Here is a 24,945-nt window from a genome sequence, read left to right as displayed (position 1 = left end):
GTACTTCACGCCTTCTGCAGCAGGGCCTGCAGTTCCTTGACCAGATGATCAAAGGTAGTCCGGTAACGTTGACTGGACCGTAAGTCTTCATGCATGACTACCCATACGGGGAAGTCAATTTGAAATTCATCTGCCAATACACGTTGCAACTGGGTATGTTGCTGGGCCAGGCCGACCTGGCAAATACCTATGCCATAACCTTTGCGTATAGCGGAAAGCTGTACCAGGTCGCTATCAGCACGCAAGGAAAAGTCCGAGCGCTGCACTTGCGGATAACGTTTTTGCAAAGCCCGGATATAGGGAAACTCCCGGTCATAGCCGATTACGCTATGGTTTTTCAGTGCCATCAAATCAGCTGGTATACCTTGGCGCGACAGATAATCGACATGGGCAAAGTAGCCTAGACTGATCGTACCAGCTCGACGGGCAATCAATGCATCTTGCAAGGGTTCGGTGTTGCGTATGGCAATGTCCGCATCACGTTTGAGCAAATCCTGAGTGTGGTTAGTTATTTGTAGTTCTATGCTCAGTTCTGGATAGTTTTGCTGCAAGCCTGCCAGCATACCGGGCAATACTTCTACGCCCATGACTTCTGATGCGGTAACACGCACTGTGCCTCTTACCTCATTTGCTTCTGAAGACACGCTGCGCAGCAAGGCGCTTTCGGTTGCCCGCAAGCTTTCTGCATAAGGTTTCATGGCCAGTGCGGCAATGGTGGGCGACAGGCCAGATTGATTGCGCACAAACAAACTCGTGCCCAGGGCCTGCTCCAATGCCTCGATATGCCGCCCTACCGTAGGCTGCGTCAAGCCCAGTGCACGGGCAGCGCCTGATAGCGAGCCTTCTTCCAGCACCGCCAGGGCAGTACGGTAGTAGTCCCAGTGGATATTCTTGTCATCCATACAGAAATGTATATCACCTATGCAGTTTTAGAGAATTGTATATAGCTTAGCAAAGATACACAATGACTACATCAACCAAACATTAAGGAGTAACAAAATGAACCAGCAAACAGCCAATAAGATCGAAAACAATAAGCAAGCCCTGGTACTAGGTGCAACTGGCGGCGTAGGTGGTGAAGTGGCGCGCTTGCTGATGCAACGCGGCTGGCAGGTCACTACCCTGCACCGCAATCCTGATCAGGTGAAAGATAAAACGGCAGCCCATATCTGGATGAAAGGTGATGTCATGGTCCAGGATGATGTGGTGCAAGCTGCGGCAGGAAAATCTGTCATCGTCCACGCAGTCAACCCACCTGGATACCGCGACTGGGAGAAACTGGTACTGCCTATGATAGACAACACGATCGCAGCAGCCCAGGCCAGTGGCGCACGCATACTGCTGCCAGGCACTGTTTATAACTACGGCCCCGATGCATTCCCGCTGATCGCAGAAAATGCATCACAGTTCCCTATCACTAAAAAAGGGAAAATCCGGGTAGAGCTGGAACACCGCCTGCGCCTGGCTTCCAGCAAGGGTGTCAAATCACTCATCGTCAGGGCTGGTGATTTCTTTGGCCCCAAAGCTGCCAACAACTGGTTTTCACAAGGTCTGGTAACACCGGGCAAGCCAGTGAGTGTAGTGCGCTACCCTGGCAGTGCCGGCGTTGGTCATCAATGGGCATACTTGCCTGACGTGGCTGAAACCATGGTGCGTTTGCTGGAGCGTGAAAAAGAACTCGGTAATTTTGCCCGCTTCCACATGGAAGGCCACTGGGATCATGACGGCCAGCAAATGGTCGCCGCAATCGGCCGTGTCACTGGCCAACCGACATTGAAGGCAAGCTGGTTCCCATGGCCATTATTCACTTTGCTGGCACCTTTCCAGCAAACCTTTAAGGAAATGCTGGAAATGCGTTACCTGTGGCGTACGGAAGTCAAAATGTCAAACCAGGCTTTGGTAGATTTTTTAGGTGAAGAACCACGCACACCACTGGATGTGGCAGTACGTTCCAGCCTGGCAGGCCTGGGTTGCATCAAGCGTAGTGCAGGTTACGAATCAAGTGTTCCAGATGCGCGGAATTTTGGCATCACACCCAATCACGACAGGGCGTAAATGTTGCCACACCAGTTGCAACCAAAGCCGGGCAACTTCGCTGGAGTTGCCCAGGTAGCGTGCAACAATGACAGATTTCATTTGCGTGACGCCGCACAGGGCGTCCGCTTCACCTTCCGACAAAAAGGCCGAAGTTTGTTCGCGCAAAGCCTGCAATTGCTCACCAGACAGCATGACACCAGAAGCCAATACCATGGCCGACACTGATTTGCCATTCAAACCCAGCGGGCTTTGCATGGCAGCGCTGCCACCTTGCAAACTGCCCTGTTCATGCCAGATCATTTTGTCTTCACGATAGATGCTGCAATGCTGTTTTATTCTGCCGCTGTTATAGGTTTCGCCAGAGGCAGTGCGGCCAAAGCAAAAAATATCAGCCGCAATCAGCCGCGCATCTGCCGCAAGGTGGATGGTCTGGTGCAAATCGACACAGGCATCGTCAAAAAAAATGGTTTCTTGCGGCAGCCATTCCAGCCTGGCACCTGCATCAAGTTTCAGATTGATATGTTGTGCGGATAGGTAGCCATTACTGCGATACCATTTTGCCGCACCTGGTGTGGTTACCAGCGCATGGGTATCAGCAGCCAGCTTCACATCTATTTGCAACTGGTCGCCACCGACTACCCCACCTGGAGGATGGATGATGATGGCATGGCAAACCTCATCCCCTTCAGGATACAAAGGTTTTTGCACACGCAGGGGGCCATTGTGCTTACGTTCTGTCAGGCGCGTGACATCGCCATCCTTGCTAAAGCCCAGTTGCAGGCTGGCTTGCCAGTGTGATTTTGTAGCGCTTGGGGGTAATGCCGGACTGCAGACATCCATATTCAGCTAGCGATAGGTAAAAACTGCACTATACCGCCAGATGCCGCTTGACGTCATCACCGTCCATCAATTCCTGGCCGCCATAGGCGATCACTTCACCGCGCGACAGCACGACAAAATGATCTGCCAGTTCACGGGCGAAATCGAAATACTGCTCACACAGCAAGATGCCTATGTCGCCCCGCTCACGCAGCAGGCGGATGACGCGACCTATATCCTTGATGATGGATGGCTGTATACCTTCTGTAGGCTCATCGAGGATGATGAGCTTGGGTTCAGCCAGCAAGGCGCGGGCAATGGCGAGCTGTTGCTGCTGGCCGCCAGATAAATCACCGCCACGCCTGTGCAGCATTTCTTTCAATACCGGGAAAAGCTGATATACCTCATCCTTGATTTTGCCAGCCTTGCGTGCAGGCAGGCTGGCCATGCCCATGAGCAGGTTTTCTTCTACGGTAAGACGGGCAAAAATCTCACGCCCTTGTGGCACATAAGCTATCCCTGCCCTGGCTCTGTCATGTGGCGAGAGTTTGTTGATGTCGCGGCCCTCAAAGCTGACCGTCCCTTCAGTAACGGGCAAAACACCCATCAGGCATTTCAGCAAGCTGGTCTTGCCGACGCCATTACGGCCCAGCAAAGCCATGCACTCACCTTTTTTGAGTGACAGTGAAATACCACGCAAGGTGTGGCTGGAACCGTAATGCTGATGTAGTTGTTTGACTTCAAGCATGCTTGGCTTTCATTAGCGTCCTTTAGCGTCCCAGGTAGACTTCAATCACGCGTTCATCGGCTTGCACCTGCGCCATTGTGCCCTCGGCAAGTACAGATCCCTCATGCAAAACCGTGACTTTGCCCTGTTGCGCAATTTCGGTGACAAAACCCATGTCATGCTCGACCACCATGATGGAATGCTTGCCGCGCAGTTCATTGAGTAATTCAGCAGTGCGTGCGGTCTCTGCATCCGACATGCCAGCCACTGGCTCATCGAGCAAGATCAATTGTGGTTCCTGTATCAGCAGCATGCCTATCTCCAGCCACTGCTTTTGGCCATGCGATAACAAGCCAGCCTGCCTTTGTTCTTGCCCATTCAGGCGTATCAATTCCAGGATGGCGGTTATCTTGTCTTTTTGTTCGCTGTTCAAACGGGCAAACAGGGTGGTTTTGACGCGCTTGTCCATTTTCATGGCCAGCTCAAGATTTTCGAACACACTGTGCTGCTCAAACACTGTTGGTCGCTGGAACTTGCGTCCTATGCCAGCATGGGCAATATCGACTTCGCTCATGCGTGTCAGGTCCATGGTCTGGCCAAAGAACGCGGTACCGGATGTGGGCCGGGTTTTGCCGGTGATCACATCCATCATCGTGGTCTTACCCGCACCATTGGGGCCGATAATGCAACGCAGTTCTCCCACAGAGATATCCAGGTTCAGATTATTGATGGCCTTGAAACCGTCAAATGAAACGACGATGTCGTCCAGATAAAGGATCGCGCCGTGGGTGGTATCTACTCCCTCCGGTTTGATACGGCCATAAGACACGCCCTGGTCACCGGTAGCCCCTTCATATTGCTGCCCCGGTCGCAAGACGCCACTCATCATATAAGAAGTCATGCTGGTTCCCGCTGTTTTTTCAATTTATTCACCAGGCCCAATACACCTTGTTGCATGAACAAGGTCACCAGTATGAACAGCAAGCCCAGGGCATACAGCCACAAATCCGGAAAAGCCGCTGTGAACCAGCTCTTTAAGCCGTTGACAGTAAAAGCACCAATGATAGGCCCCAGCAAAGTACCGCGCCCGCCGACTGCGGCCCAGATCACCATTTCTATCGAATTGGCTGGTGACATTTCAGACGGGTTGATGATGCCAACCTGAGGCACATACAAGGCTCCGGCAATACCGCAAATTATGGCGGACAAGGTCCAGACAAACAGCTTGAACCACAAGGGGTTGTAGCCGATGAACATCAGTCGCGATTCTGAATCACGCACAGCCTGCAGCACGCGCCCCAACTTGGAAGTGACTATCCAGCGGCACAGGAACAAGGCTGACAATAAAATCAGCAAGGTAATCAGGTACAAGGCTGCCTTGGTGCCAGGTGCTGTGATGGTAAAACCCAGAATACGCTTGAAGTCAGTGAAACCATTATTGCCGCCAAAGCCAGTGTTATTACGAAAGAACAGCAGCATGAAAGCAAATGTCATGGCCTGGGTGATGATGGAAAAATATACACCCTTGATGCGTGAGCGAAAGGCAAAGAAACCAAAGATAAAGGCCAGGCCCCCAGGCACCAGTACCACCAGCGCCATGCAATACCAGAAGCTGTCTGTCATAGCCCAATACCAGGGATAGGTTTTCCAATCCAGGAAAACCATGAAGTCTGGCAGATTGCTTTGATAAACGCCATCACGGCCAATCGCACGCATCAGATACATGCCATGCGCATAGGCACCCAGTGCAAAGAATACGCCATGTCCCAAAGACAGAATCCCGGTATAACCCCAGACCAGATCAAGCGCCAGCGCAGCCAGGGCATAGCACATGAACTTGCCAACCAGAGCTATCGTATAACTGGAAATATGCAGGGCATGACCAGCGGGAAAACTCAGGTTAAGGATAGGCAGCAATACTGCGATCACAGCACACACCAATATGCCTGTCCATGCAGGCTTGGAAAACAGCCCCTTTGCTGTTGCAATCGTCGTAGTTGCACTCATTCCACACTCCTGCCTTTGAGCGCAAACAAGCCTTGCGGTCTGCGTTGTATGAAAATGATGATAAATACCAGGATGACGATCTTGGCCATGACAGCACCGGCTACCGGCTCCAGAAATTTATTCACTTCACCCAGGCCAAAAGCCGCAATCACGGTGCCCGCCAACTGCCCTACCCCGCCAAGCACCACGACCATGAAAGAATCGACAATGTAGTTTTGCCCCAGGTCAGGGCCGACATTACCCAATTGCGACAAGGCCACACCACCCAGACCCGCAATGCCCGAGCCCAGTCCAAAAGTCAGCATGTCGATCTTGCCAGTTGCCACACCTACACAATCAGCCATGCGGCGATTCTGTGTCACGGCGCGTACGAACAGGCCCAGGCGTGTTTTGTTCAGGATCAGCCAGACTGTCAGCACCACGAACAAGGCAAAGAAGATAATTATGATGCGGTTATAAGACAACACCAGCGAACCCAGCACCGTAATACCGCCCGACATCCAGGACGGATTGGCAACCTCGACATTTTGCGCACCAAAAATCGAGCGCACGGCCTGCATCAAGATAAGACTGATACCCCAGGTGCATAACAGAGTCTCCAGCGGGCGACCATATAACCAGCGTATCACCGTTCTTTCCAGCAAAATACCAACGGCGGCAGAAACCAGGAAGGCGGCAGGCAGCGCCAGCAACAAATAAGCATCGACAGCGCCAGGCATGAATTTACGGAACAGCATCTGACAGACATAGGTTGTGTAAGCGCCTATCATCAGCAACTCGCCATGCGCCATATTGATGATGCCCATCAGACCAAAGGTGATTGCCAGACCAAGTGCAGCAAGCAGCAACACGCTGCCCAGCGATACTCCATAGAACAGATTTCCGACAAATTCCATGCGCGCGAGACGGCCATCGATGGCATTCAGAGTGTTAGCAGCCTCCAGGCGTATGCTGGCATCGGCTTCGTTGTAACTGCCATCAGGATTTTGTGCCAGCATTTTTTGCAGCACAGGTTTTAAATTGGGATTGGGACTATCCAGCAAAGCCTTGACTGCTGCCTTGCGCACCACAGTGTCACTGGCCTGCAAATTGGCGGTGGCAATCAGCATTTGCAGACGGGATTTGATTTCGCTATCGTTTTCTTTCAGATAGGCTTTGTTCAGCAAGGGCAATTGTTCTGGTGTTGCTTCTTTTTCCAGCGCAGTGGCTGCGACGAGGCGGGTATTTTTGTCCGGTGAAAATAATTTCAAGCCTGACAGTGCGCTATCCAGCGCGGCACGCAGGCGGTTATTGATGGTGATTGCCTCTGCATCATCCGGCAGCTTTTGCATTTTCCCTGTGCTAAGGTCTTTTGCCTGTTCACCATCGACCAGGTAAACGTTGACGTCCCTGGCAAATAATTGTTCATTTTTGAGTGCAGTCAATACTTCCACAGCCTTTTCATTACCCATGGCCGCGATGGAGTTGACAGCAGTAATACGCGCATCAGGATCTTCACCCGCCAGCGCCTGCAAAAGCTTGCCATCGATAGCCGCATGCGCTGTCAGACTGAACACGAACAAGACTATGCTCGCGCAGATTTTACGAAATATCATAGGCAACCAGGTCAGGGATGGGAAATCCGGAGCAGCACTCAGGACGTCGTGATAGAAGTCCTGAGTGTCTGCATCACTCTTTAAATATCAGTCCTTGAATTACAGTTTTTGTTTACCTTCATTACCCGGAATGTAAGGGCTCCATGGTTGCGCACGGATAGGTGCCTTGGTTTTATAGACGACGCTGAACTGACCATCAGCCTTGATCTCACCTATCATGACTGGCTTGTGCAAGTGATGATTGGTTTTGTCCATCGTCAATTCAAAACCGGAAGGTGCCTTGAAAGTCTGCCCGCCCATGGCAGCAATGACTTTGTCAGTATCTGTGGATTTGGCTTTTTCAACAGCCTGCTTCCACATATACATACCTACATAAGTCGCTTCCATAGGATCATTGGTCACCACCGTTGCTGCATTAGGCAGTTTTTTGGCGACTGCATAGTCTTTCCATTTCTTGATGAATTCAGTATTCACCGGGTTTTTTACAGACTGGAAGTAATTCCAGGCGGCCAGATGACCGACCAATGGCTTGGTATCGACACCGCGTAACTCTTCTTCACCGACTGAGAATGCAACGACAGGCACATCAGTTGCCTTCAAGCCCGCATTGCCGAGTTCTTTATAGAATGGGACATTGGAGTCACCATTGATGGTGGAGATAACCGCAGTCTTGCCACCCGCAGCAAATTTCTTGATATTGGCAACGATGGTCTGGTAATCAGAGTGGCCGAATGGGGTATACACTTCATCGATGTCAGTATCCTTGACTCCCTTACTATGCAAGAAGGCGCGCAGGATTTTGTTGGTGGTGCGCGGATACACATAGTCAGTACCCAGCAAGACAAAACGCTTGGCACCGCCTCCCTCTTTCGACATCAGGTATTCAGTCGCAGGAATGGCTTGCTGGTTAGGTGCGGCACCTGTGTAAAAAACGTTTTTCTCAAGCTCTTCACCTTCATACTGCACCGGGTAAAACAGTAGGCTATTGAGTTCCTTGAAAACGGGCAGGACGGATTTACGTGATACCGAAGTCCAGCAACCAAACACGACGGATACTTTGTCTTGCGATACCAGTTGGCGGGCCTTCTCAGCAAACAGCGGCCAGTTGGAGGCTGGATCAACGATCACCGCTTCCAGCTTTTTACCCATGACACCGCCCTTGGCATTGATTTCATCTATCGTCATCAGGGCCACATCTTTGAGAGATGTCTCCGAGATTGCCATAGTGCCAGACAGGGAATGCAGAATGCCGACCTTGATGGTATCGGCGGCCTGTGCCTGCGTAAGCCAGCCAGAAGCGGCCAGGGTCATTGCGGCGACAGCAGTTGCTTTCAAAACAGTACGACGTGACATGTTTTCTCCTGATAGTGGTGAGGTCATGGAAAGAAAAACCGAACTTCCATCAAGGCAGATAGCAGATAACGTGCCAACTGTTAAAAACAAAAAAGTGATCCTCGTGTATCCCCCATAACTACGCAGTTGAAAATCCGGTATAGACAGGGGTCAACAAGCTCACTCATGCCTGGAACAAGAGAAATTTTCTAACTATTTCAGTGCATATACTCAATGAAAACAGCGGAAAAACTTGATGAAAATGATGCAAAAACAACTTAAACATATAGCAATTCCACATTTCGGTGCATCTTCGCGCCGAAATTGTGCGGAAAATAAGAAAATTTTCTTTTATAGAGATTTAAGTGCTTGATATGGATGTTAAGCAGAAAAACATCCCATAAATAGATATTAAAAAGAAATGATTAGCAAGGATTAACCAGCTAATTATTTGACGTTATTTAACGTAAGCTCATGATTTATTGGGCTTAAATTATGACTATCATTAAAAACCGACATTTTTGTGATTATTCCCTCACGGCAATACTAAAACCCGTCAAACCTGATTGAAAAAAATAGCACTTTATATACTTGTTGCTCTAATATGTAGTCATAAGGGAATTTTAAAAAGCAATATTTTTATTGATTGTTTCCTAATGGTGGTCATGGTGAATCAATTCGACGAATTCAGCGTTCTACCGGCAACTAATGCTGCCCCACAGCCCGCTTCGGTCGTAGGTATCTCAACGGATGCCAGACTCCAATACCTGATCGACAATACCCCAGCCATCATCTATAGCAGCGTACCTACGGGTGATTTCAAAATGACTTTTGTCAGCAACAATGCCTTGCATGTGCTTGGCTACCATCCTGATGAAATGGTTGCTGACCCTAATTTTTGGTTTGAGCATATACATCCTAGTGATGTACCTGAAATTTTCTCCAGCATTGCCAAATTGTTTACCGAAGGTGAAAGAACCTACGAATATCGCTTCATGAGCCGCAGCGGCCAGTATGTATGGATGCATGACATGCTGAGACTGATACGCGACAAGGATGGTAATCCTGTTGAAGTTGTGGGTTCCTTGACTGACATCACCAAACGCAAGGAGATGGAAGCTGCGCTCTTCAAAAAGGGTGAAGAACAGCAGCTTTTAATAAAAAAACTGCAAGAGGCCCACGAACAGTTATTGCAATCAGAAAAAATGGCTTCAGTCGGCCAACTGGCCGCTGGTATCGCTCATGAAATTAATAATCCCATAGGTTTTATCAATTCAAATATCGGCAGTTTGCAAAACTACGTAGAAAAATTATTTGAAGTCATCAATCAGTATGAGGATTTGATACAGCAGCAGTCTTCTCCAGACGCCGCCAGAAAAATGGAAGAATTCAAAGAAAAGGCCGACCTGGAATTTTTAAAGGAAGATATACAGGATCTGGTGCGCGAATCCATGGATGGGCTCAAACGCGTGAAAGATATCGTGCAGTCTTTGAAGGATTTTTCTCATGTCGGCGAAACAGACTGGCAGGAAGCCGACCTGCACCAGGGGATAGACAGCACGCTGAACATCGTCAAAAACGAGATCAAATACAAAGCCAATGTCGTCAAGGAATACGGTCAGGTTCCATTGGTGAAATGCATTATTTCCCAGGTCAATCAGGTTGTCATGAACTTGCTGGTGAATGCCTCACATGCCATCAAAGAAAACGGCATGATCAAAATCAGCACAGGATGCGAGAAAGATATGGCATGGATCAAGGTATTGGATACTGGTTCTGGTATTCCGCAAGAAAATCTGAATCGCATCTTCGAACCTTTTTTTACGACTAAACCCGTAGGTAGTGGCACTGGCCTGGGTTTATCGCTTTCCTACGGCATCATCAAAAAACATGGCGGACGTATCGATGTACAAAGCGTTGTGGGAAAAGGTACTTGTTTCACTGTCTGGTTACCATTGAACCAGATAAACACACCCTCTGAGCCATGATACAGCCTGCAGTTTGTCAAAAGGCAGCGTCATCTACACCATATTGAAGACTACACAGGACTATCGCAATGAATACGATAGAACAAGAAGGAATCGATATAGAGGCGGAGCTTAATACCGCTATCGATACCGCAGCATTGAGCTTGCACTATCAACCCACAGTCGATTTGCAAACTGGGTACGTGGCAGGAGCGGAAGCATTGTTACGCTGGCAGCACCCGATTCATGGCCGGATCCCGCCAGCAGTACTGATCCCGGTTGCCGAAAAATCTGATCTCATCGTGCGTCTGGGAGAATGGATTATCAAGCAAGTGTGCAAGGATATCGCCCAGTGGAATCTGGCGGGACTGAACCCACCCTGCATTGCCATTAATATATCTCCCATACAATTGCAAAGCAGTGACTTTAACCGTCGCCTTTCTGAAATACTGGAGAGCATGGCAGTCACACCAGATAAAGTATCACTGGAAATAACTGAGCAGATACTGATGTATCGTAGTGACAAAATAGACAAAGCATTCAGCGATTTTAAAAAACAGGGGTTTACCCTGGCTCTGGATGATTTTGGTACTGGTTATTCTGCACTGAGCTATCTAAAGCATTATCCGTTTGACTTTGTCAAGATTGATCAATCTTTTGTTCAGGAATTACCGCACAATCTTGACGATGCCTCGATCACCAGAGCTGTAATATCCATGGCGCACAGCCTGGGCATCAAAGTTATTGCTGAAGGAGTTGAGACTGAGGCGCAATGCAAATTCCTGAGCGACAATATGTGTGACCAGATACAGGGACATTTCTTCGCAAGACCTCTGAACTCGGAGCAAATGCAGCTTTTCCTGGGCGAGAACCATGTCCTGGACAAACATTTACTACGTCTGGGGAAACCTGAGCGTACCCTCCTCCTGGTCGATGACGAACCCAATATACTGAGTGCACTCAAGCGTCTGTTGCGCCGGGATGAATACCGCATATTGACCGCTGGCGGTGGTCATGAAGGTTTGGAAATCCTGGAAAAGAACCGGGTCGATGTCATTATTTCTGATCAAAGAATGCCCATCATGACAGGCGTTGATTTTTTACGCAGCGCCAAACAAAAATATCCCGACACTATCCGTATCATCTTGTCCGGCTATACCGAGCTTCAATACATCACTGACGCCATTAACGAAGGGGCAATCTACAAATTTCTGACCAAACCCTGGGATGATGAGCAAATACGTGCCAATATCCGGGAAGCGTTTCATTACAAGGAAATGGAAGATGAAAACCGGCGGCTGACCTTACAGGTTCAAACGACCAACCAGGAACTGATCCATACCAATAAATTACTGGCAGAAATGCTGGAACAAAAACAAAAGCAAATCAGCCGTGACGAACTCAGCCTGAGCATAGTACGCGAAGTATTGCAGTATGTACCCCTGCCCATCATTGCAGTCGATGACGAGGACATGGTGGTATTCATCAATAGCTCAGCGGAAAAAATCATCCCTCCATCAAGACTGGAGCTTGGCTGTCAAATCGATTACATGATACCGGACGCAGGTCCCGGAATACGGGAATCTTCTGAAGGGCTATGGTTTCCCGTCAAGGTGCAGGGGCAACTCTACAATGCGCAATGGAAAAACCTGGGGGCGACACAAAAATCAACCGGCAAAATTGTCATGCTCATTGATGACCGTCATCGCCACTGAGATTCAATGCAAATCAGGATATTCAATATACAACGCTTGTTGCTGTAATCAGGAGTCCGGGTGAAATAATGAACAAAGAATATTCCCTGTCAGAGAACAATGATTTGCAGGCATCTGCGGCGGGAGCCGCCGATGCTCAAACGCCCGTTTCCCGCATAGAGCAAAACAGGATTAAAACTGACACACCTCTGCTCAACAAAATGGGAATAGAACTCGCGCAATTCCTGGACAGCAGCCCCGTACCAACTTTTGTCATCGATTCTGATCATGTCATTACCCATTGGAACAAGGCTTGCGAATTTGTGCTTGGTTATTCCGCAGCAAGCATGCTAGCAACCCGCAATCAATGGAAGCCTTTTTACCGTGATAGTCGCCCTGTGCTGGCAGACCTGGTTTTGTCCGGGCATGACGACATCGTCGTTCACAAGTTTTACCACAATAAATTTTCACAATCTCAATTGATACGCGGTGCTTATGAAGCCATAGATTTTTTTCCAGACTTGCATGAACATGGCTTGTGGCTACACTTTACAGCGGCTCCGCTCTACAATAGCGAAGGAGAAATTGTAGGCGCCATAGAGACCTTGGAAGACATTACCGAACGTTGTGACGCAGAGAATGCCCTGCGCCAGGCGCACAGCAATTTGGAAAATCTGGTCAAGAAACGTACCTTGCAACTGGCAGAAACAAATAGCAAGCTCGAAGCGGATATCAAGCAAAGAGAATCCATAGAAAACGAGCTGGTGCGCAGGAATAGTGACCTCACTGAACTCAATGCCAAATTATCCATGGCGCAAGAGCAGTTACTGCAATCAGAAAAACTCGCCTCAATAGGCCAGCTTGCCGCAGGTGTGGCACATGAAATCAATAACCCCATAGGTTATATTTTTTCCAATTTTGCGACCTTGGAAAATTATATTAAAGACTTGTTTTCCATCATCCAGGTTTATGAGTCATCTGAGCAGCAAATTGCCTCTGCAAGTATCAGGAATGAAATCACAGCCATCAAGGAAGAAAAGGAATTATCTTTTCTCAAGGAGGATATTCCTGAGCTGGTTCAGCAATCGCGTGAAGGTATAGAAAGGGTACGCAAGATAGTCCAGGATTTGAAAGATTTTTCCCGTATTGATTCACAGCAGGAATGGCAGTGGGCCAATATCCATCAGGGCATAGATTCCACCCTCAATATCGTCAATAATGAAATCAAGTACAAGGCTGACGTCATTAAGGAATATGGTGAAATCCCTGATATTGAATGTCTGGCATCACAAATCAACCAGGTCATCATGAATCTGGTGGTCAATGCTTCTCATGCCATCATTGCCGAGCGCGGCAAAATAACGATACGTACCAGTTGCGACGATACTCAGGCCTATATTGAAGTTGCAGATAATGGCAGTGGTATCCCCAAAGAGATTATCAACCGGATTTTTGATCCTTTCTTCACCACCAAATCGATAGGCAAAGGCACAGGCTTGGGACTTTCACTGTCTTATGGCATCATACAAAAACACCACGGCAAAATCACAGTAAATAGTGAAGTTGGTAAAGGAACCAGTTTCCTCATCAGCTTGCCCATCAAGCACATGGAACAATCCCAAGAAGATGGCGGTGACAATCAATGAGTCCAGAGTCAGTATCAGAAGTGATGCCTGCATTGCTCTTCGTTGACGACGAGCCGAATATTCTTTCATCTCTGCGCAGACTGTTCAGGCAACACTCTTACAAAATATTTATCGCCAATGGCGGCCAGGAAGGTCTGGAGATACTGGAGAAAGAGACCATAGATCTGGTTATTTCCGATATGCGCATGCCAGTCATGGATGGCGCAGTATTTTTGACCCATGTCAAAGCCCGATGGCCAGACACCATACGTCTGCTCCTGACAGGCTATGCCGACATACAGTCCACAATTGATGCGATCAACCGTGGAGAAATTTATCGCTATATTACCAAGCCCTGGAATGACAACGATATCGTACTGGTCGTCAAACAGGCGCTGGAACGCAAGGCACTGGAGATAGAGAAAAGACGTCTGGAAGAATTAACGCTGCGCCAGAATGAAGAGCTTAAATCCCTGAATGCCAGTCTGGAAATTAAGGTCGATGAGCGCACCGCCGATTTGAAAAAAGCCCATGCATCCCTGCTGCAGGCCAATGATAAATTAAAAAGCAATTTTCTTACTTCGATCAAAGTTTTTTCCAATGTCATAGAGATGCGGGGGACAAGCTGGTAGGACATTCACGGCGGGTAGCTGATTTATCCAGAAAAATTGCAAAAAAACTTAATCTGGATACGCGTGAAGCGCAAGAAATTTTTGTCGCGGCTTTATTGGCCGACATAGGTAAAATAGGGTTTTCAGACGAGCTATTGGCAACGCCTGTCAATCAAATGAATGGCGAGCAGTTGGGTCATTTTCACAAGCATACTCTGCGCGCCGAACAGCTGCTAATGCCACTACAAGATTTACAAGGCGCAGCGAAGATCATACGTGCTCAGCATGAACGTTTTGATGGGCGGGGCTTCCCGGATGGGCTGGTTGGCGAGAATATCCCCATAGGTGCGCGCATATTGTCGCTGGCTAGTGACTATGACAATCTGCAAAATGGCAGCCTGGTTCAAAAACGGGTGCATATTGAAGATGCGCAGGCCTTGATCATACGTGGTGCCGGCAATCGCTATGATGACAAAGTCGTCGCGGCCTTCAAGCAAATCATCAGTAATCAGGCTGAAGATATTGACGATAGAGAAATTACCACTGCCCACCTGCAACCCGGCATGATACTTTCTGCAGACGTTATTTCCAAAGAAGGTATGCTGCTTCTGCCTGCCGATTATGTTCTAGACCAGCACATCATCGACAAATTGACATTGTTCGAGCATCCCGCAGGTGCTAAATTAGTTATACGTGTCCACAGTAACAGGAGAAAATAATGTATAAAATATTATTGCTCGATGACGAACAGAATGTTTTGCTGGCGCTGCAGAGAAGCCTGAAAAGCGTCGCAAAAGAGATGGAAATGACGATGGAATTGTTTAATTCCCCTCAGGATGCGATCAATCGCCTGAGTAATACAGCTTTCGACTTTATCATCTCTGACTACCACATGCCTGGCATGAACGGCATTCAGTTCTTGTCCATTGCCAAGGAAATACAGCCCCATGCAATACGCCTCATGCTGAGCGCCTCTGCCGAATTCAAGACCATACTGGGTGCCATCAATGATGCCGAGGTGTTTCGCTACATCGCCAAACCCTGGAACCAGGAAGAATTGCTGGAAACCATACAACTGGCAGCAGCGCGTCGTCAGCAAATCATGGAAGACCAAAAACTGGCAGATGAATTGCGCCTGCAACGTGGCATGATCACGCCACAGGAACATGAGATGAAACGGCTGGAAGAAACCGAGCCAGGGATCACCAAAGTGAAATGGGGCCCCGATGGCTCGGTATTGCTTGATTAACTCAAGCTGAATTAGTCATCACAAGTGACTATGTCACTATTATTGCAGGATTTTTTATAGCGCCTTGACAGGTATGCACAACAGACAAGAAAATATTCCTGTCTGAAGATCCAAAGCAGAATTTGCCGAAAACTGCTCAAAACAGGGCCTGTCATCACATTGCATGCCGCTGGCTGGCAAGTATTCGCGCATCAACTCCATCCATGCATCATTCACAGCCGTCGCTGGTCCATTGAATTGAGCAACCGCATAAGCACCGCCTGGCAATGTTTTGACATTTGCATGAGCACCTGGCGCGAAGCCCTCAGTGATAGTGACGCATGCATCATAGCGACATTTGTCAGCAGCCGTGACGCTGGGATCGTCATACCCTATTCCATAACAGACTTGATCCTGTAAGCCATGGACTTGCATCCATGGCGTAACTTTACTGCGCCAGAACTCAGTAACACCTGGGCCATATGGACCTATATAACGTTGGTAAGCAACGCGTACTGCCGGCAATTGAACAATATTTACTTCCATAAGATACTTTCGACGTGGTTGATAAGAGCCACCATCTTCGCAAATACCGTTCACGTTTACCTGATCAGAATTGCTGAGTACCTGACTCAGATTGCTGTCATGTCTTGCACGGTTTTCATAACCTGCCCGCACCTGAGCTAATCTGCGCTCATCGCTACCAGCCCGCCATTGGCTGGGAGTGCAGTCAAACCGGAGTTTGAATGCGCGGGCAAACGCTTCGCCAGAAGCGAAACCGCATGCGAGCGCAATGTCCAGTACCGATGCTTGTCGATCGCAGGATAAACGCCAGGCTGCGGTTTCCAGACGTCGCCGCCGCGCATAATCTCCCAGTGTTTCACCCATCCAGGCGGCAAATATACGATGAAAATGAAAACGTGAAAAATGCGCCACTTCAGCCAATTTATCCAATTCCAACGACGTATCCAAATGCTGGTCTACATAGTCAAGAACACTGTTCAGGCGCCTGGCATATTCAACTTTTTCACCATTACTTAACACTACCTCTCCTTATCAACTTCGACTTTCGACATCAACCGCAGAACATCTTTGGCAACTGCATCCGCTTTCGTCTGCAATAAAAAATGAGGTGCATCGTATCGGCATGTTTCCATTTCATGCAATTGCGTTTTGATATCTGCATGGACAGAGACTGGTATCAGTCTGTCCCTGTTGGCTTGCAGATAGAGTACCGGCACTTTGATAGCCTGGAGTTTTTCTCTGACATCGCAACTCAACACCGCATGCAAACGGGCCTTTAAACTGGCGGGCCTGACACGTGCCAAAGCATCTGCCAACTGCATGCACAAATCTGAAACCGGCCATCCAGGGATAAGGATTACATGCAAAAGTCGCACAGAGTATCAAGGCCTTCAGCCGCACTGGCTTTGTGGCAGCGATGGAAATGGCAATCGGGCCTGAGAACGATTCGCCCATCAAAATATAATCTTCATCCTGCGGTAGTTGCGTCTGAACCAATATCTCCAGTTCTGCGTAGTCCAGCGCTTGATCTGGCGGATATGTCAATACCAGTAGTTTATATCTACCATTCAATGCCTTGTGCAAAGGCTCATAGAGTGTGCCTGTACCATCCATGCCAGGCAAGAGAACTATAGTCGTCATGCGAATAATGATAGCAGGCCGAGCACTACGATGTAACTTCAATGCATTTTCGGATATCCGGTGATTTGCTGTATCTCTTTATACAAAGGCTGCAATCGGGCATACATCTTTTGATAAACCCGGTGATACAGCTCATTGTAGATCTGGTGATGATGAGCGATAGGTTCAAAGGTTTTGCCTATGCGCGTCATTTCCTTGATCGCGACGTCAAAACTGGGATGCAGGCCCAAGCCTACCGCTGCATCGATAGCAGCACCCAAACCTGAAGTTTCATAGATATGCGGGCGCGATGTCGGCAAACCAAAGATATCTGCCGTCAATTGCATGGCAGCGTCACTCTGAGAGCCGCCGCCTGAGATTCGCAATTCAGTGATCGCTACACCGCTACGCTTTTCTATACGCTCTTTGCCTTCACGTAGCGCATAAGCCAGTCCCTCAAGGATAGCGCGGTACATGTGTGCACGCGTATGCACATCACCGAAACCGATGATAGCGCCTTTGGCTTCTGCACCTGGCACCTTGATACCTGGCGTCCAGTAAGGTTGCAGCATCAGGCCCATGGAGCCCGGTGGCACGGCATTCACCAGCTCATCAAACAAGGCCTCTGGCAAGACGCCCTGCTCTGCCGCCTGCAGTTTTTCATGATGACCAAACTGTTCCTTGAACCAGTTCACCATCCAGTAACCACGGAATATCTGCACCTCGGTACTGTAAGAACCGGGGATTGCTGCTGGATAAGGTGGTATAAAGGGCGTCACTTCCAGGTATTTCTTGCTGGTGGTGTTGATAGTCGCAGTTGTGCCATAACTAAGGCAACCGATGTTTGCTTGCTGGCAGCCAGCCCCTATCACTTCACAAGCCTTGTCCGCCGCAGCGGCCAGCAAAGGTGTGCCAGCCAGTATGCCGGTTGCTGCCTCAGCTGCCTGGTTGATATGCCCCATGACCGTGCCGGGTGGCACCAGCTCAGGCAAGCTTTCGGCCTTTACCGCCAATGCCTGCCATTTCCAGTCCAATTTCCCAGCCCATTTCAAGCCTTTATAATCAAATGGCAAATAACCGACTTGCGAACCTATGGAATCAATGAAATTGCCGCACAGGCGATAATTCAGGTAACCGGACAACATCAGGTATTTATCCGTCTTGTCCCAGATATCTGGCTGATGCGCCTTGATCCAGTTGGCTTCTGCCTCACCTCGAAAAAAATTGATGGTACTGGCGACGCCTGCCAGCTTGAAGGCTGTCATCCACAAGGGGTTAACCGGTGGGACTATGTCGGTGCGCCTTTGATCCAGCCAGGTAATTGCGGGTCGCAAAGGCTGGCCCTGCTTGTCCAGGTTGATCATGGTGCCGCGCTGAGTGGTCACTGCAACACCGTGTACCGTCGATGGAGAAATCCCGTGTTCATTCCACAGCCGCTGACAGGCTGTGCACACTGCCTGCCAATAATCTTCAGGATGATGTTCGGCCCAGCCAGGCTGATCTGAAAAATAAGCTTCCAGATGTACCTGGGATTTGGCGACGATATTGCCGCGCAAATCAAACAGGATAGCCCTGACGCTTTGAGTGCCGTTGTCTATGGAGAGGATATATTGTCTGGACATGTTTTTATTTTATGTGTGCTGTCGATGATTTCGCCATTCAGGAATACTACTCTTGTCTGGCAAAGCATAATACTTGTTCCACATCTGCAGATAGGCTGACTGCTCATTTTCCCAACGCTCATCATCCCACTTTAGTTCGGACTGGCAGATAGCACGAATGCGTGGCAGCAGAGCCATGCCACCCTGGCGCAACAATAAACCCAGCCTGGTTCTGCGCAACATCAGGTCTTGCAAGTGCTCTACCGCTTCATGCCGCGCTGCCCAGCGCAATTCCACCCACATGGTCAGTGTCCCTGGTATGAAATCCAGTTCACCATCTTGAGCAATTTGTACAATCTCAGCAGCGGATTCACCATAATGGCCTTGCAACCGTGATTTTTGTGTATGGTTTAATTGTTTTTCATTAGCTAAATCTGATGGGCGGGCAAATAAATTGCTCACCTTTTGATCAGACTGATGACCAGGAAATAAATGAGCAATGTGCTTTAGCGCATCTTGCGCAATCAGCCTGAAAGTCGTCAACTTGCCGCCTGTAACTGTCAATAAGCCTTTTTCCAGCCAGATGGCATGATCACGCCCTTCCTTCGATGGATCGGCCTTGCCGGTATCAATCACAGGCCGTATGCCTGCATAGCTGGCGATGATGTCATCCAGCTTCAGTTGCAATTGCGGGAACTGAAAGTCCATGGCTTCCATCAAATAAGCGACTTCATCTGCCGTGATGGCTGTTTCTTGCCGCATGTCAGAGCAGTGATCTACGTCTGTCGTTCCCACCAGACTGACGCCCCCCAGGGATAGACAAAGACGGGACGGCCATCACGCGGGTGCATCAGGCTTACCGCCTGCGCCACCGGCAAGCGCCAGGCAGGCATTAGCAAATGGCTGCCGCGCAGAGGGCGCAATCTTGCACTTGCCCCTTGCTGCTGACGCAGGTCGTCAGCCCAGGCTCCGGTTGCATTGATGATGACTTTTGCCTTGATCTGGTACTCCTGCATGTTCAATACATCTTGCAGGATAATTTCAGTGGCCTGCTCGTTTTCATACATGACACTTTTTACTGCAAGATAATTCAAGGCGATTGCTCCGGCAGCACGCGCCTCCTGCAAGACTCTGAGCACCAGACGGGCATCATCAGTCTTGGCATCCAGATAGCAAGAGCCGCCTTTTAAATCAGCCGCAGGTATATGCGGTGCCAGCATCTGGAAGTCTTGCGCCGAAAAATAATGCTTTCCACGCAAACCAGCCAGAAAGTCATAGATGACCAAACCGATCGCAAACATCCATCGCCCGGGCTTGCGCCCCTGATAGTCAGCAAATGCAAAACTCTGTGGCTCGACCAGACCTGCCGCAGCTTGCATCAGTCCCTGCCTTTCACGTACAGAATCCCGTGTCAGGAAGAACTTGCCTTCTTTAATGTAGCGCAAGCCACCATGCACCAGTTTGGATGAACGGCTGGATGTGCCCCAGGCGAAATCTTTTTGCTCGACCAGCAAAACCCTTAAGCCACGTCGTGCAGCTTCCAGCAATATGCCTGCACCAGTGATTCCGCCGCCGATAACGATGATGTCCCAATCTTGCTCATGACGGGTAATCGACTTGAGCAAATCGGCACGTGATTTGGCTGTTTTCATTGTTTTACATCTTCTGCCGGCAACAGCTTGCCCGGATTCATGATGCCTTGTGGGTCGAAGTGTTTGAACAGATGACGCATGCCAGATATTCCCAGGCTGCCTTTTTCAGCTTCCAGGTAAGGTGCATGGTCACTACCCACGCCATGCTGGTGGCTTATGGTGCCGCCATTGGCGACGATGGCAGCAGAAACTGCAGACTTGAGCCTGCGCCAGCGTGCGTAATCATGTTCATAATCACCAGTCAGGCGATAGACAAAGCTTGAGTAAACGCTGGCCCCCTGTCCATATAAATGGGACAAATGCGTATACGCATGCACCTGTTCACGCTCGATTGCCATCGCATCACGTCCCGCCTGCTCTATACTCGACATCATGGCCTTCACTTTGGGCCAGTCGCAAGCTGTCTCTACCGTATCTATCGCATAGCCCTGCTGCCAGGCGCTATTACGCAGATAGACATTCCTGAAACGCCCTTGCTTCCATTTTTCACCCATGGTTTTACCTACATGCACACCTTGATGCTGGCCTGTCATCTTCAATGCAGATTTGATAGCATGGCGCACTTGAAATTTCTCGCCGCTGGCACCGATGAGCAAAACACATTTACCTTCATCACAACCACGCAGGCGCAGATAAGATTCCAGCAAGCCTATCAACTTCTTGTGGCCTGCCAATGTCAGGCTGGTCAGGGTTTCCGTTGCATTTGACAGTCGCAACATCGATAAACCGAGCTTGCCCTGGGCGATAGTCCTCACAGCAGTTTGTGCTGTATCCCAGTCAGGAAAGAACACCGCGTGAAATTCTTCACATGCAGGTAAAGGCGTAATGCGTACGGTCACTTCCGTCAATATGCCCATGCGCCCTTCTGATCCCAGCAACATTTCCCGCAAATCCAGCCCGGCAGCGGATGCAGGGAAGGTCTGGATATCCAGCCTCCCCGCAGGGGTCTCTACCCTGGCACCTGCCAGTAATTGTTCTATACGCCCATAGAGTAACGACTGCTGACCAGATGAACGGGTAACCACCCAGCCACCCAGCGTCGAATATTCAAAAGATTGTGGGAAATGCCCCAGCGTATAGCCATGGGCACGCAATTGCGCTTCCAGATCAGGACCAAAGACACCTGCACCAAAAGTCGCCAGTTGTGCCTCCTTGTCCAGATTCAGCAATTGCGACATACGTGACATGTCGACAGACAAGACAGGCTGTACGCTCTCGGTAACGGCCAGATGCCCAACCACACTGGTGCCACCGCCATAAGGTATCAAGGCGATGTTGTGTAATGCGGCGTAATCCAGCAAGCTGCGCACATCCGCAGCACTTTCTGGGTAAGCCACACCATCAGGGAAATGGCTGATCTTGCCAAAGCGCATTTTGAGCCAGTCTGGCAGGCTTTGTCCCAGAGTATGCCTGACGCGCCCAAGCGCATCTGTATCTGTCAGTGGATGTGGTGGCAAACGGCTTTCTGGCACTTGCTGGCATACCTGATCCAGTTCTGCATCTGTCTGCGGCACGCCATTCCCTATGCGTGCCTGCAAAAAACTCAATGCATCTGCATTGATCGCATAATGAATACTGTCATCCCCCCAACCATTCCAACGTCGCATTTTTTCTATCCCTGAATTAAGCCCGAGCTTGGTATACTCAATGATTAACTTGTAGCTTAATCAAGTGTCACCTTCAGGTATTGCGCTTTCATGACAGGGTTCTTGTTTTAATATGCCAAATTCACATACAGGAGCAATCGCTGGCCACCATATCAATGGACGGGTTGCTGCTGCCTACCTGCAACCTTTGCTTGAACTGGTGAACGAACGTAGTTTAAATTTGTGCACGCTGGCGACCATGGCTGGCATGGCTGAAGATGCCCTGAGCAGGTTGCAGGAAAGCATAGCTGCTGCAGACTATATACGCCTGCTTGATGCGGCAGCAGAACTAAGCAAGGACCCGCACATTGGCTTGCATGTAGGCGAGAGGGTCAAGCTTGGCACCTACAATGTGTATGGCATGATACTGATGAGCTGCAAGGACTTTGAGCAAGCCTTCCAGCAAACCATGCGCTATGAAGGCCTGGCACATGACCTTGGCCGCTCGGCACTGGTCGTCGATGATGCGATGACCGAATATCAGTGGCATAGCCACTATCCGCAGGCCAGCAGGCACCTGGTAGAAAGTGTATTTGCCGGCATACGCGTGTTTGGCAACTGGTTTGCCGGCACTATACTGCCTGATGCACCGGTGTATTTCAGGCATGCGGCTCCAGATGATTTGAGCGAGCATCACCGTCTGTTTGGCCAGGAAGTACACTTTGAGGCCATCATCAATTGCGCACGTTTTCCCACAGCCCTGCTTGGCTGGCCTGTGCCCAATGCCGATGTCAGCATGTACCCGGTCTTGCAACATCATGCCGAACAATTGCTCAAACAAAAACAGCAGGCACAGCAGGACGGTGGCATCGTTGCCCAGGTCAGGGCAGCTATCAGCAATAATCTCGCACAAGACCAGGCCAGATTGCCGCTGATCGCGCAAGAACTATTGCTGAGCCAGCGCACGCTACAGCGTAAATTGAGCGAAGCAGGCATCAGCTTCCAGCAAATCCTGGATCGAACCCGGAAAGACATGGCCATCGATTATTTGCAGCAAACAGGTTTCAGCCTGGCTGATATCGCCTTCCTGCTAGGCTACCAGGAGCAAAGCGCCTTCAATCATGCCTTCAAGGAGTGGACAGGCGTGAGCCCGGGTGCCTACAGAGAAAAACACCAGCGTCGAAAATAAGCAGATAATAAAAAAACGGAAGCCGCTTACACGACTCCCGCATTTTTTGAATTCTGGACGGTGGCTTGTCTGCTTGAACGCAAACCAAGCGCACCTCACTACCGTCATACATATCGGTTGTATGTACAGCAGCTAGACATACTATAGCGCAAAATTATGACGGCTGCATGAATCGTCTTTTGTGCTACATCAAACCCCTGCACTTTTATTTTCAGCGCTGACACCTGAGTCTTTATCCTGCACAAGCGCATCAGCAGAGGCCTCAATGGCGGCGAGTTTTTCAAAACGGAACAAGTCTTGTACCGAACAATTAAAAAGCTCGGCAAAAGCTTCAATAAACTCCACCTTCCAGTGTTCTGCCTTGTTATCGACGATACGTAATAGCTGGGAATGCGAGACGGTCACCCGCCTTGCTATCAGCAGGCGGTGCAAGGCAGAAACCGAACGAATCTTGTGCTCAACCATCAACTCACGGATTCTGAGCTCGGCTTTTATTTTGTGTCCGAACATGGGGAAAAGTATTGTTACAGGGTTTGTAATAAGCGTGATTGAACCTCAATCAACGGCTGCGATGATACAGGATATAGGCAATTTTTGCGGTCACCGCATAAAAACAACATGAAACATTCAATTTTCTCCACGCCATGCTGGATTTTTTCCAAAAGCTGTGGCAAGATCAATTCATCGAATTTAGCAAGACTTTTTAAACATTTTTTTCTTTAGGAACGATACGTGAAATCTACCTGGCTCCCACAACTGCAACAAGACATGTGCTTAACCGCACAGGGCTTGCTGGCAGCATTGTCGGCCAAGGCAGTGGCGGGACTGAATTATCGTGATGCACAAACAACTCTGGCTGCGTCTGGCACAACGTCCAAACGCGATGATAGCAACAGCATTATTCGTACAGTCGCCAAACATGTGAGTACCCGCAGCGAGCAGTCCAAGCCAGTTAATTTTACGTTTAACCCTAACCAGTATCACCGCATCCGAAGGCCAGCCCTTCAGGTAGCAGGAGCAAATTAAAACCCGCTCTGCCCTACTTAAAGCTGAAAAGCCCGGATGCCCTTAAAAAGCTCCGGGCTTTTTGTTTAATCATCTGCTGTTTTTATCAAAAAACACAGACCCAGCAGTAAAACCCGCGCAAGCGGTCGTGGCCAGTAGTTAGCAGTCAGGCCACGGAAACACCGGTACTGATCACAGGCCCGCAAGTAACAATATTCATTTAATCAAGCTTTTCCTTGCTTACCTGAATCGCAAGGACAAGCCCAGGCTTAAAGGGAAAAATCCGGCCAGCCTGACGTTATTTCTAAGGAAGGGAGGTAAACATGTTTGCTGTATTCTGGATAGAAATCCACAAGCAAATTAAGATGTCTCACTGCAGGGAATTTGATACCGGCGACATGATTGCCGCCCTCAAATTTGCTGAGAATCTGAGACAAAGACAGGCCGCAGGAGAATATATACGCCACATCAGCATGTCTTCAGAAAATACCAATTCTGTCGGTGTGCCAAGTGCGGCAATAGATTATCACTGGGCCGACCACAAGATCGCGGCATGATACAAAAACATATCAGCGCCACTATCAATATGACACCAGCAAATGCAAAGACCTGAGCTAGCTCAGGTC

Annotated in this window: 24 protein-coding genes; 10 read left to right on the top strand and 14 right to left on the bottom strand. The window is 49.2% G+C overall.

The features are described from left to right. Positions 1-5 precede the first annotated feature (5 nt). The gene (locus UNDYM_RS11785; protein ID WP_162041197.1) at positions 6-902 is read right to left on the bottom strand and encodes a LysR family transcriptional regulator; all 897 of its coding nucleotides are present in this window, start codon (positions 900-902) and stop codon (positions 6-8) included. 97 nt (positions 903-999) lie between these two features. Here UNDYM_RS11785 and UNDYM_RS11780 point away from each other — a divergent pair, with 97 nt between their 5' ends. Next, a complete protein-coding gene (locus tag UNDYM_RS11780; protein WP_162041196.1) occupies positions 1,000-2,055 on the top strand; it encodes an NAD(P)H-binding protein in 1,056 nt (351 codons plus the stop codon). On the opposite strand, the gene UNDYM_RS11775 is transcribed toward UNDYM_RS11780, so the two are convergent. The 6 genes from UNDYM_RS11775 to urtA form a co-directional block, all read right to left on the bottom strand. After that, positions 1,999-2,877, bottom strand: coding sequence for an urease accessory protein UreD (locus tag UNDYM_RS11775; RefSeq protein WP_162041195.1), 879 nt, complete (start codon positions 2,875-2,877; stop codon positions 1,999-2,001). The genes UNDYM_RS11780 and UNDYM_RS11775 overlap by 57 nt on opposite strands. A 28-nt stretch (positions 2,878-2,905) precedes the next feature. Further along, complete coding sequence (urtE, locus tag UNDYM_RS11770; RefSeq protein ID WP_162041194.1) at positions 2,906-3,604, bottom strand: urea ABC transporter ATP-binding subunit UrtE; 699 nt, start codon at positions 3,602-3,604, stop codon at positions 2,906-2,908. A 22-nt stretch (positions 3,605-3,626) separates the two neighbouring features. Continuing rightward, positions 3,627-4,469 carry an urea ABC transporter ATP-binding protein UrtD gene (urtD, locus tag UNDYM_RS11765; protein ID WP_197741927.1) on the bottom strand — a complete coding sequence of 281 codons (843 nt, stop codon included), beginning with the start codon at positions 4,467-4,469 and terminating at the stop codon, positions 3,627-3,629. 11 nt (positions 4,470-4,480) lie between these two features. Continuing rightward, the gene (urtC, locus tag UNDYM_RS11760; protein ID WP_162041193.1) at positions 4,481-5,590 is read right to left on the bottom strand and encodes an urea ABC transporter permease subunit UrtC; all 1,110 of its coding nucleotides are present in this window, start codon (positions 5,588-5,590) and stop codon (positions 4,481-4,483) included. Further along, entirely contained in the window at positions 5,587-7,185 is a 1,599-nt protein-coding gene (urtB, locus tag UNDYM_RS11755; protein ID WP_162041192.1) for an urea ABC transporter permease subunit UrtB, read from the bottom strand. The genes urtC and urtB overlap by 4 nt, the downstream gene beginning before the upstream one ends. 99 nt (positions 7,186-7,284) lie before the next feature. Further along, a complete protein-coding gene (gene urtA, locus UNDYM_RS11750) occupies positions 7,285-8,538 on the bottom strand; it encodes an urea ABC transporter substrate-binding protein (RefSeq protein ID WP_162041191.1) in 1,254 nt (417 codons plus the stop codon). A gap of 644 nt (positions 8,539-9,182) precedes the next feature. Here urtA and UNDYM_RS11745 point away from each other — a divergent pair. From UNDYM_RS11745 to UNDYM_RS11725, 6 genes are all read left to right on the top strand, one after another. Beyond that, positions 9,183-10,505: an ATP-binding protein gene (locus UNDYM_RS11745; RefSeq protein WP_162041190.1), complete on the top strand. Its 1,323-nt coding sequence runs from the start codon at positions 9,183-9,185 to the stop codon at positions 10,503-10,505. A 68-nt stretch (positions 10,506-10,573) separates the two neighbouring features. Beyond that, on the top strand, positions 10,574-12,199 hold the full coding sequence (locus UNDYM_RS11740; RefSeq protein ID WP_162041189.1) for an EAL domain-containing protein: 1,626 nt from the start codon (positions 10,574-10,576) through the stop codon (positions 12,197-12,199). Between the two features lie 68 nt (positions 12,200-12,267). Continuing rightward, positions 12,268-13,824: an ATP-binding protein gene (locus UNDYM_RS11735; RefSeq protein WP_197740999.1), complete on the top strand. Its 1,557-nt coding sequence runs from the start codon at positions 12,268-12,270 to the stop codon at positions 13,822-13,824. Then, positions 13,821-14,435 carry a response regulator gene (locus UNDYM_RS30665; RefSeq protein ID WP_232063991.1) on the top strand — a complete coding sequence of 205 codons (615 nt, stop codon included), beginning with the start codon at positions 13,821-13,823 and terminating at the stop codon, positions 14,433-14,435. Before UNDYM_RS11735 ends, UNDYM_RS30665 begins: the two co-directional genes overlap by 4 nt. Next, positions 14,363-15,133 (top strand): HD-GYP domain-containing protein, encoded by a 771-nt coding sequence (locus UNDYM_RS30660; RefSeq protein WP_370529481.1) that lies wholly within the window; start codon positions 14,363-14,365, stop codon positions 15,131-15,133. Before UNDYM_RS30665 ends, UNDYM_RS30660 begins: the two co-directional genes overlap by 73 nt. Next, entirely contained in the window at positions 15,133-15,663 is a 531-nt protein-coding gene (locus UNDYM_RS11725; RefSeq protein ID WP_162041188.1) for a response regulator, read from the top strand. The genes UNDYM_RS30660 and UNDYM_RS11725 overlap by 1 nt, the downstream gene beginning before the upstream one ends. 54 nt (positions 15,664-15,717) lie before the next feature. Here the strand turns inward: UNDYM_RS11725 and UNDYM_RS11720 are convergent, their stop codons facing one another. The 6 genes from UNDYM_RS11720 to UNDYM_RS11700 all read right to left on the bottom strand — a co-directional run bounded on the left by UNDYM_RS11720 (position 15,718) and on the right by UNDYM_RS11700 (position 22,146). Further along, positions 15,718-16,686, bottom strand: a complete 969-nt coding sequence (locus UNDYM_RS11720; RefSeq protein WP_197740998.1) for a GyrI-like domain-containing protein — start codon at positions 16,684-16,686, stop codon at positions 15,718-15,720. Next, positions 16,686-16,988: an alpha/beta fold hydrolase gene (locus tag UNDYM_RS11715; RefSeq protein ID WP_162041187.1), complete on the bottom strand. Its 303-nt coding sequence runs from the start codon at positions 16,986-16,988 to the stop codon at positions 16,686-16,688. Before UNDYM_RS11715 ends, UNDYM_RS11720 begins: the two co-directional genes overlap by 1 nt. Before the next feature lie 357 nt (positions 16,989-17,345). Continuing rightward, positions 17,346-18,908, bottom strand: coding sequence for an FGGY-family carbohydrate kinase (locus UNDYM_RS11710; RefSeq protein ID WP_162041186.1), 1,563 nt, complete (start codon positions 18,906-18,908; stop codon positions 17,346-17,348). A gap of 9 nt (positions 18,909-18,917) precedes the next feature. After that, positions 18,918-19,649, bottom strand: coding sequence for a glycerol-3-phosphate dehydrogenase C-terminal domain-containing protein (locus UNDYM_RS31355; RefSeq protein WP_370529465.1), 732 nt, complete (start codon positions 19,647-19,649; stop codon positions 18,918-18,920). Positions 19,650-19,663: 14 nt separating this feature from the next. Further along, on the bottom strand, positions 19,664-20,539 hold the full coding sequence (locus UNDYM_RS31350) for a glycerol-3-phosphate dehydrogenase/oxidase (RefSeq protein WP_370529464.1): 876 nt from the start codon (positions 20,537-20,539) through the stop codon (positions 19,664-19,666). After that, positions 20,536-22,146, bottom strand: coding sequence for an FAD-binding oxidoreductase (locus tag UNDYM_RS11700; RefSeq protein ID WP_162041185.1), 1,611 nt, complete (start codon positions 22,144-22,146; stop codon positions 20,536-20,538). Before UNDYM_RS11700 ends, UNDYM_RS31350 begins: the two co-directional genes overlap by 4 nt. Before the next feature lie 112 nt (positions 22,147-22,258). On the opposite strand from UNDYM_RS11700, the gene UNDYM_RS11695 reads away from it, so the two are divergent. Further along, on the top strand, positions 22,259-23,314 hold the full coding sequence (locus UNDYM_RS11695) for an AraC family transcriptional regulator (RefSeq protein WP_162041184.1): 1,056 nt from the start codon (positions 22,259-22,261) through the stop codon (positions 23,312-23,314). A 189-nt stretch (positions 23,315-23,503) separates the two neighbouring features. Here UNDYM_RS11695 and UNDYM_RS11690 read toward each other — a convergent pair whose 3' ends face one another. After that, complete coding sequence (locus UNDYM_RS11690) at positions 23,504-23,824, bottom strand: helix-turn-helix transcriptional regulator (RefSeq protein WP_162041183.1); 321 nt, start codon at positions 23,822-23,824, stop codon at positions 23,504-23,506. A gap of 222 nt (positions 23,825-24,046) precedes the next feature. Between UNDYM_RS11690 and UNDYM_RS11685 the strand changes: the two genes are divergently transcribed. Together UNDYM_RS11685 and UNDYM_RS11680 are read left to right on the top strand one after the other, a co-directional pair. Next, the gene (locus tag UNDYM_RS11685; RefSeq protein WP_162041182.1) at positions 24,047-24,340 is read left to right on the top strand and encodes a hypothetical protein; all 294 of its coding nucleotides are present in this window, start codon (positions 24,047-24,049) and stop codon (positions 24,338-24,340) included. 302 nt (positions 24,341-24,642) lie between these two features. Then, on the top strand, positions 24,643-24,876 hold the full coding sequence (locus UNDYM_RS11680) for a hypothetical protein (protein WP_162041181.1): 234 nt from the start codon (positions 24,643-24,645) through the stop codon (positions 24,874-24,876). The last annotated feature ends 69 nt before the right edge of the window (positions 24,877-24,945 follow it).

This window comes from Undibacterium sp. YM2 (assembly GCF_009937975.1).
Classification (GTDB): Bacteria; Pseudomonadota; Gammaproteobacteria; order Burkholderiales; family Burkholderiaceae_D; genus Undibacterium.
This window is presented reverse-complemented; position numbering and strand designations above follow the sequence as displayed.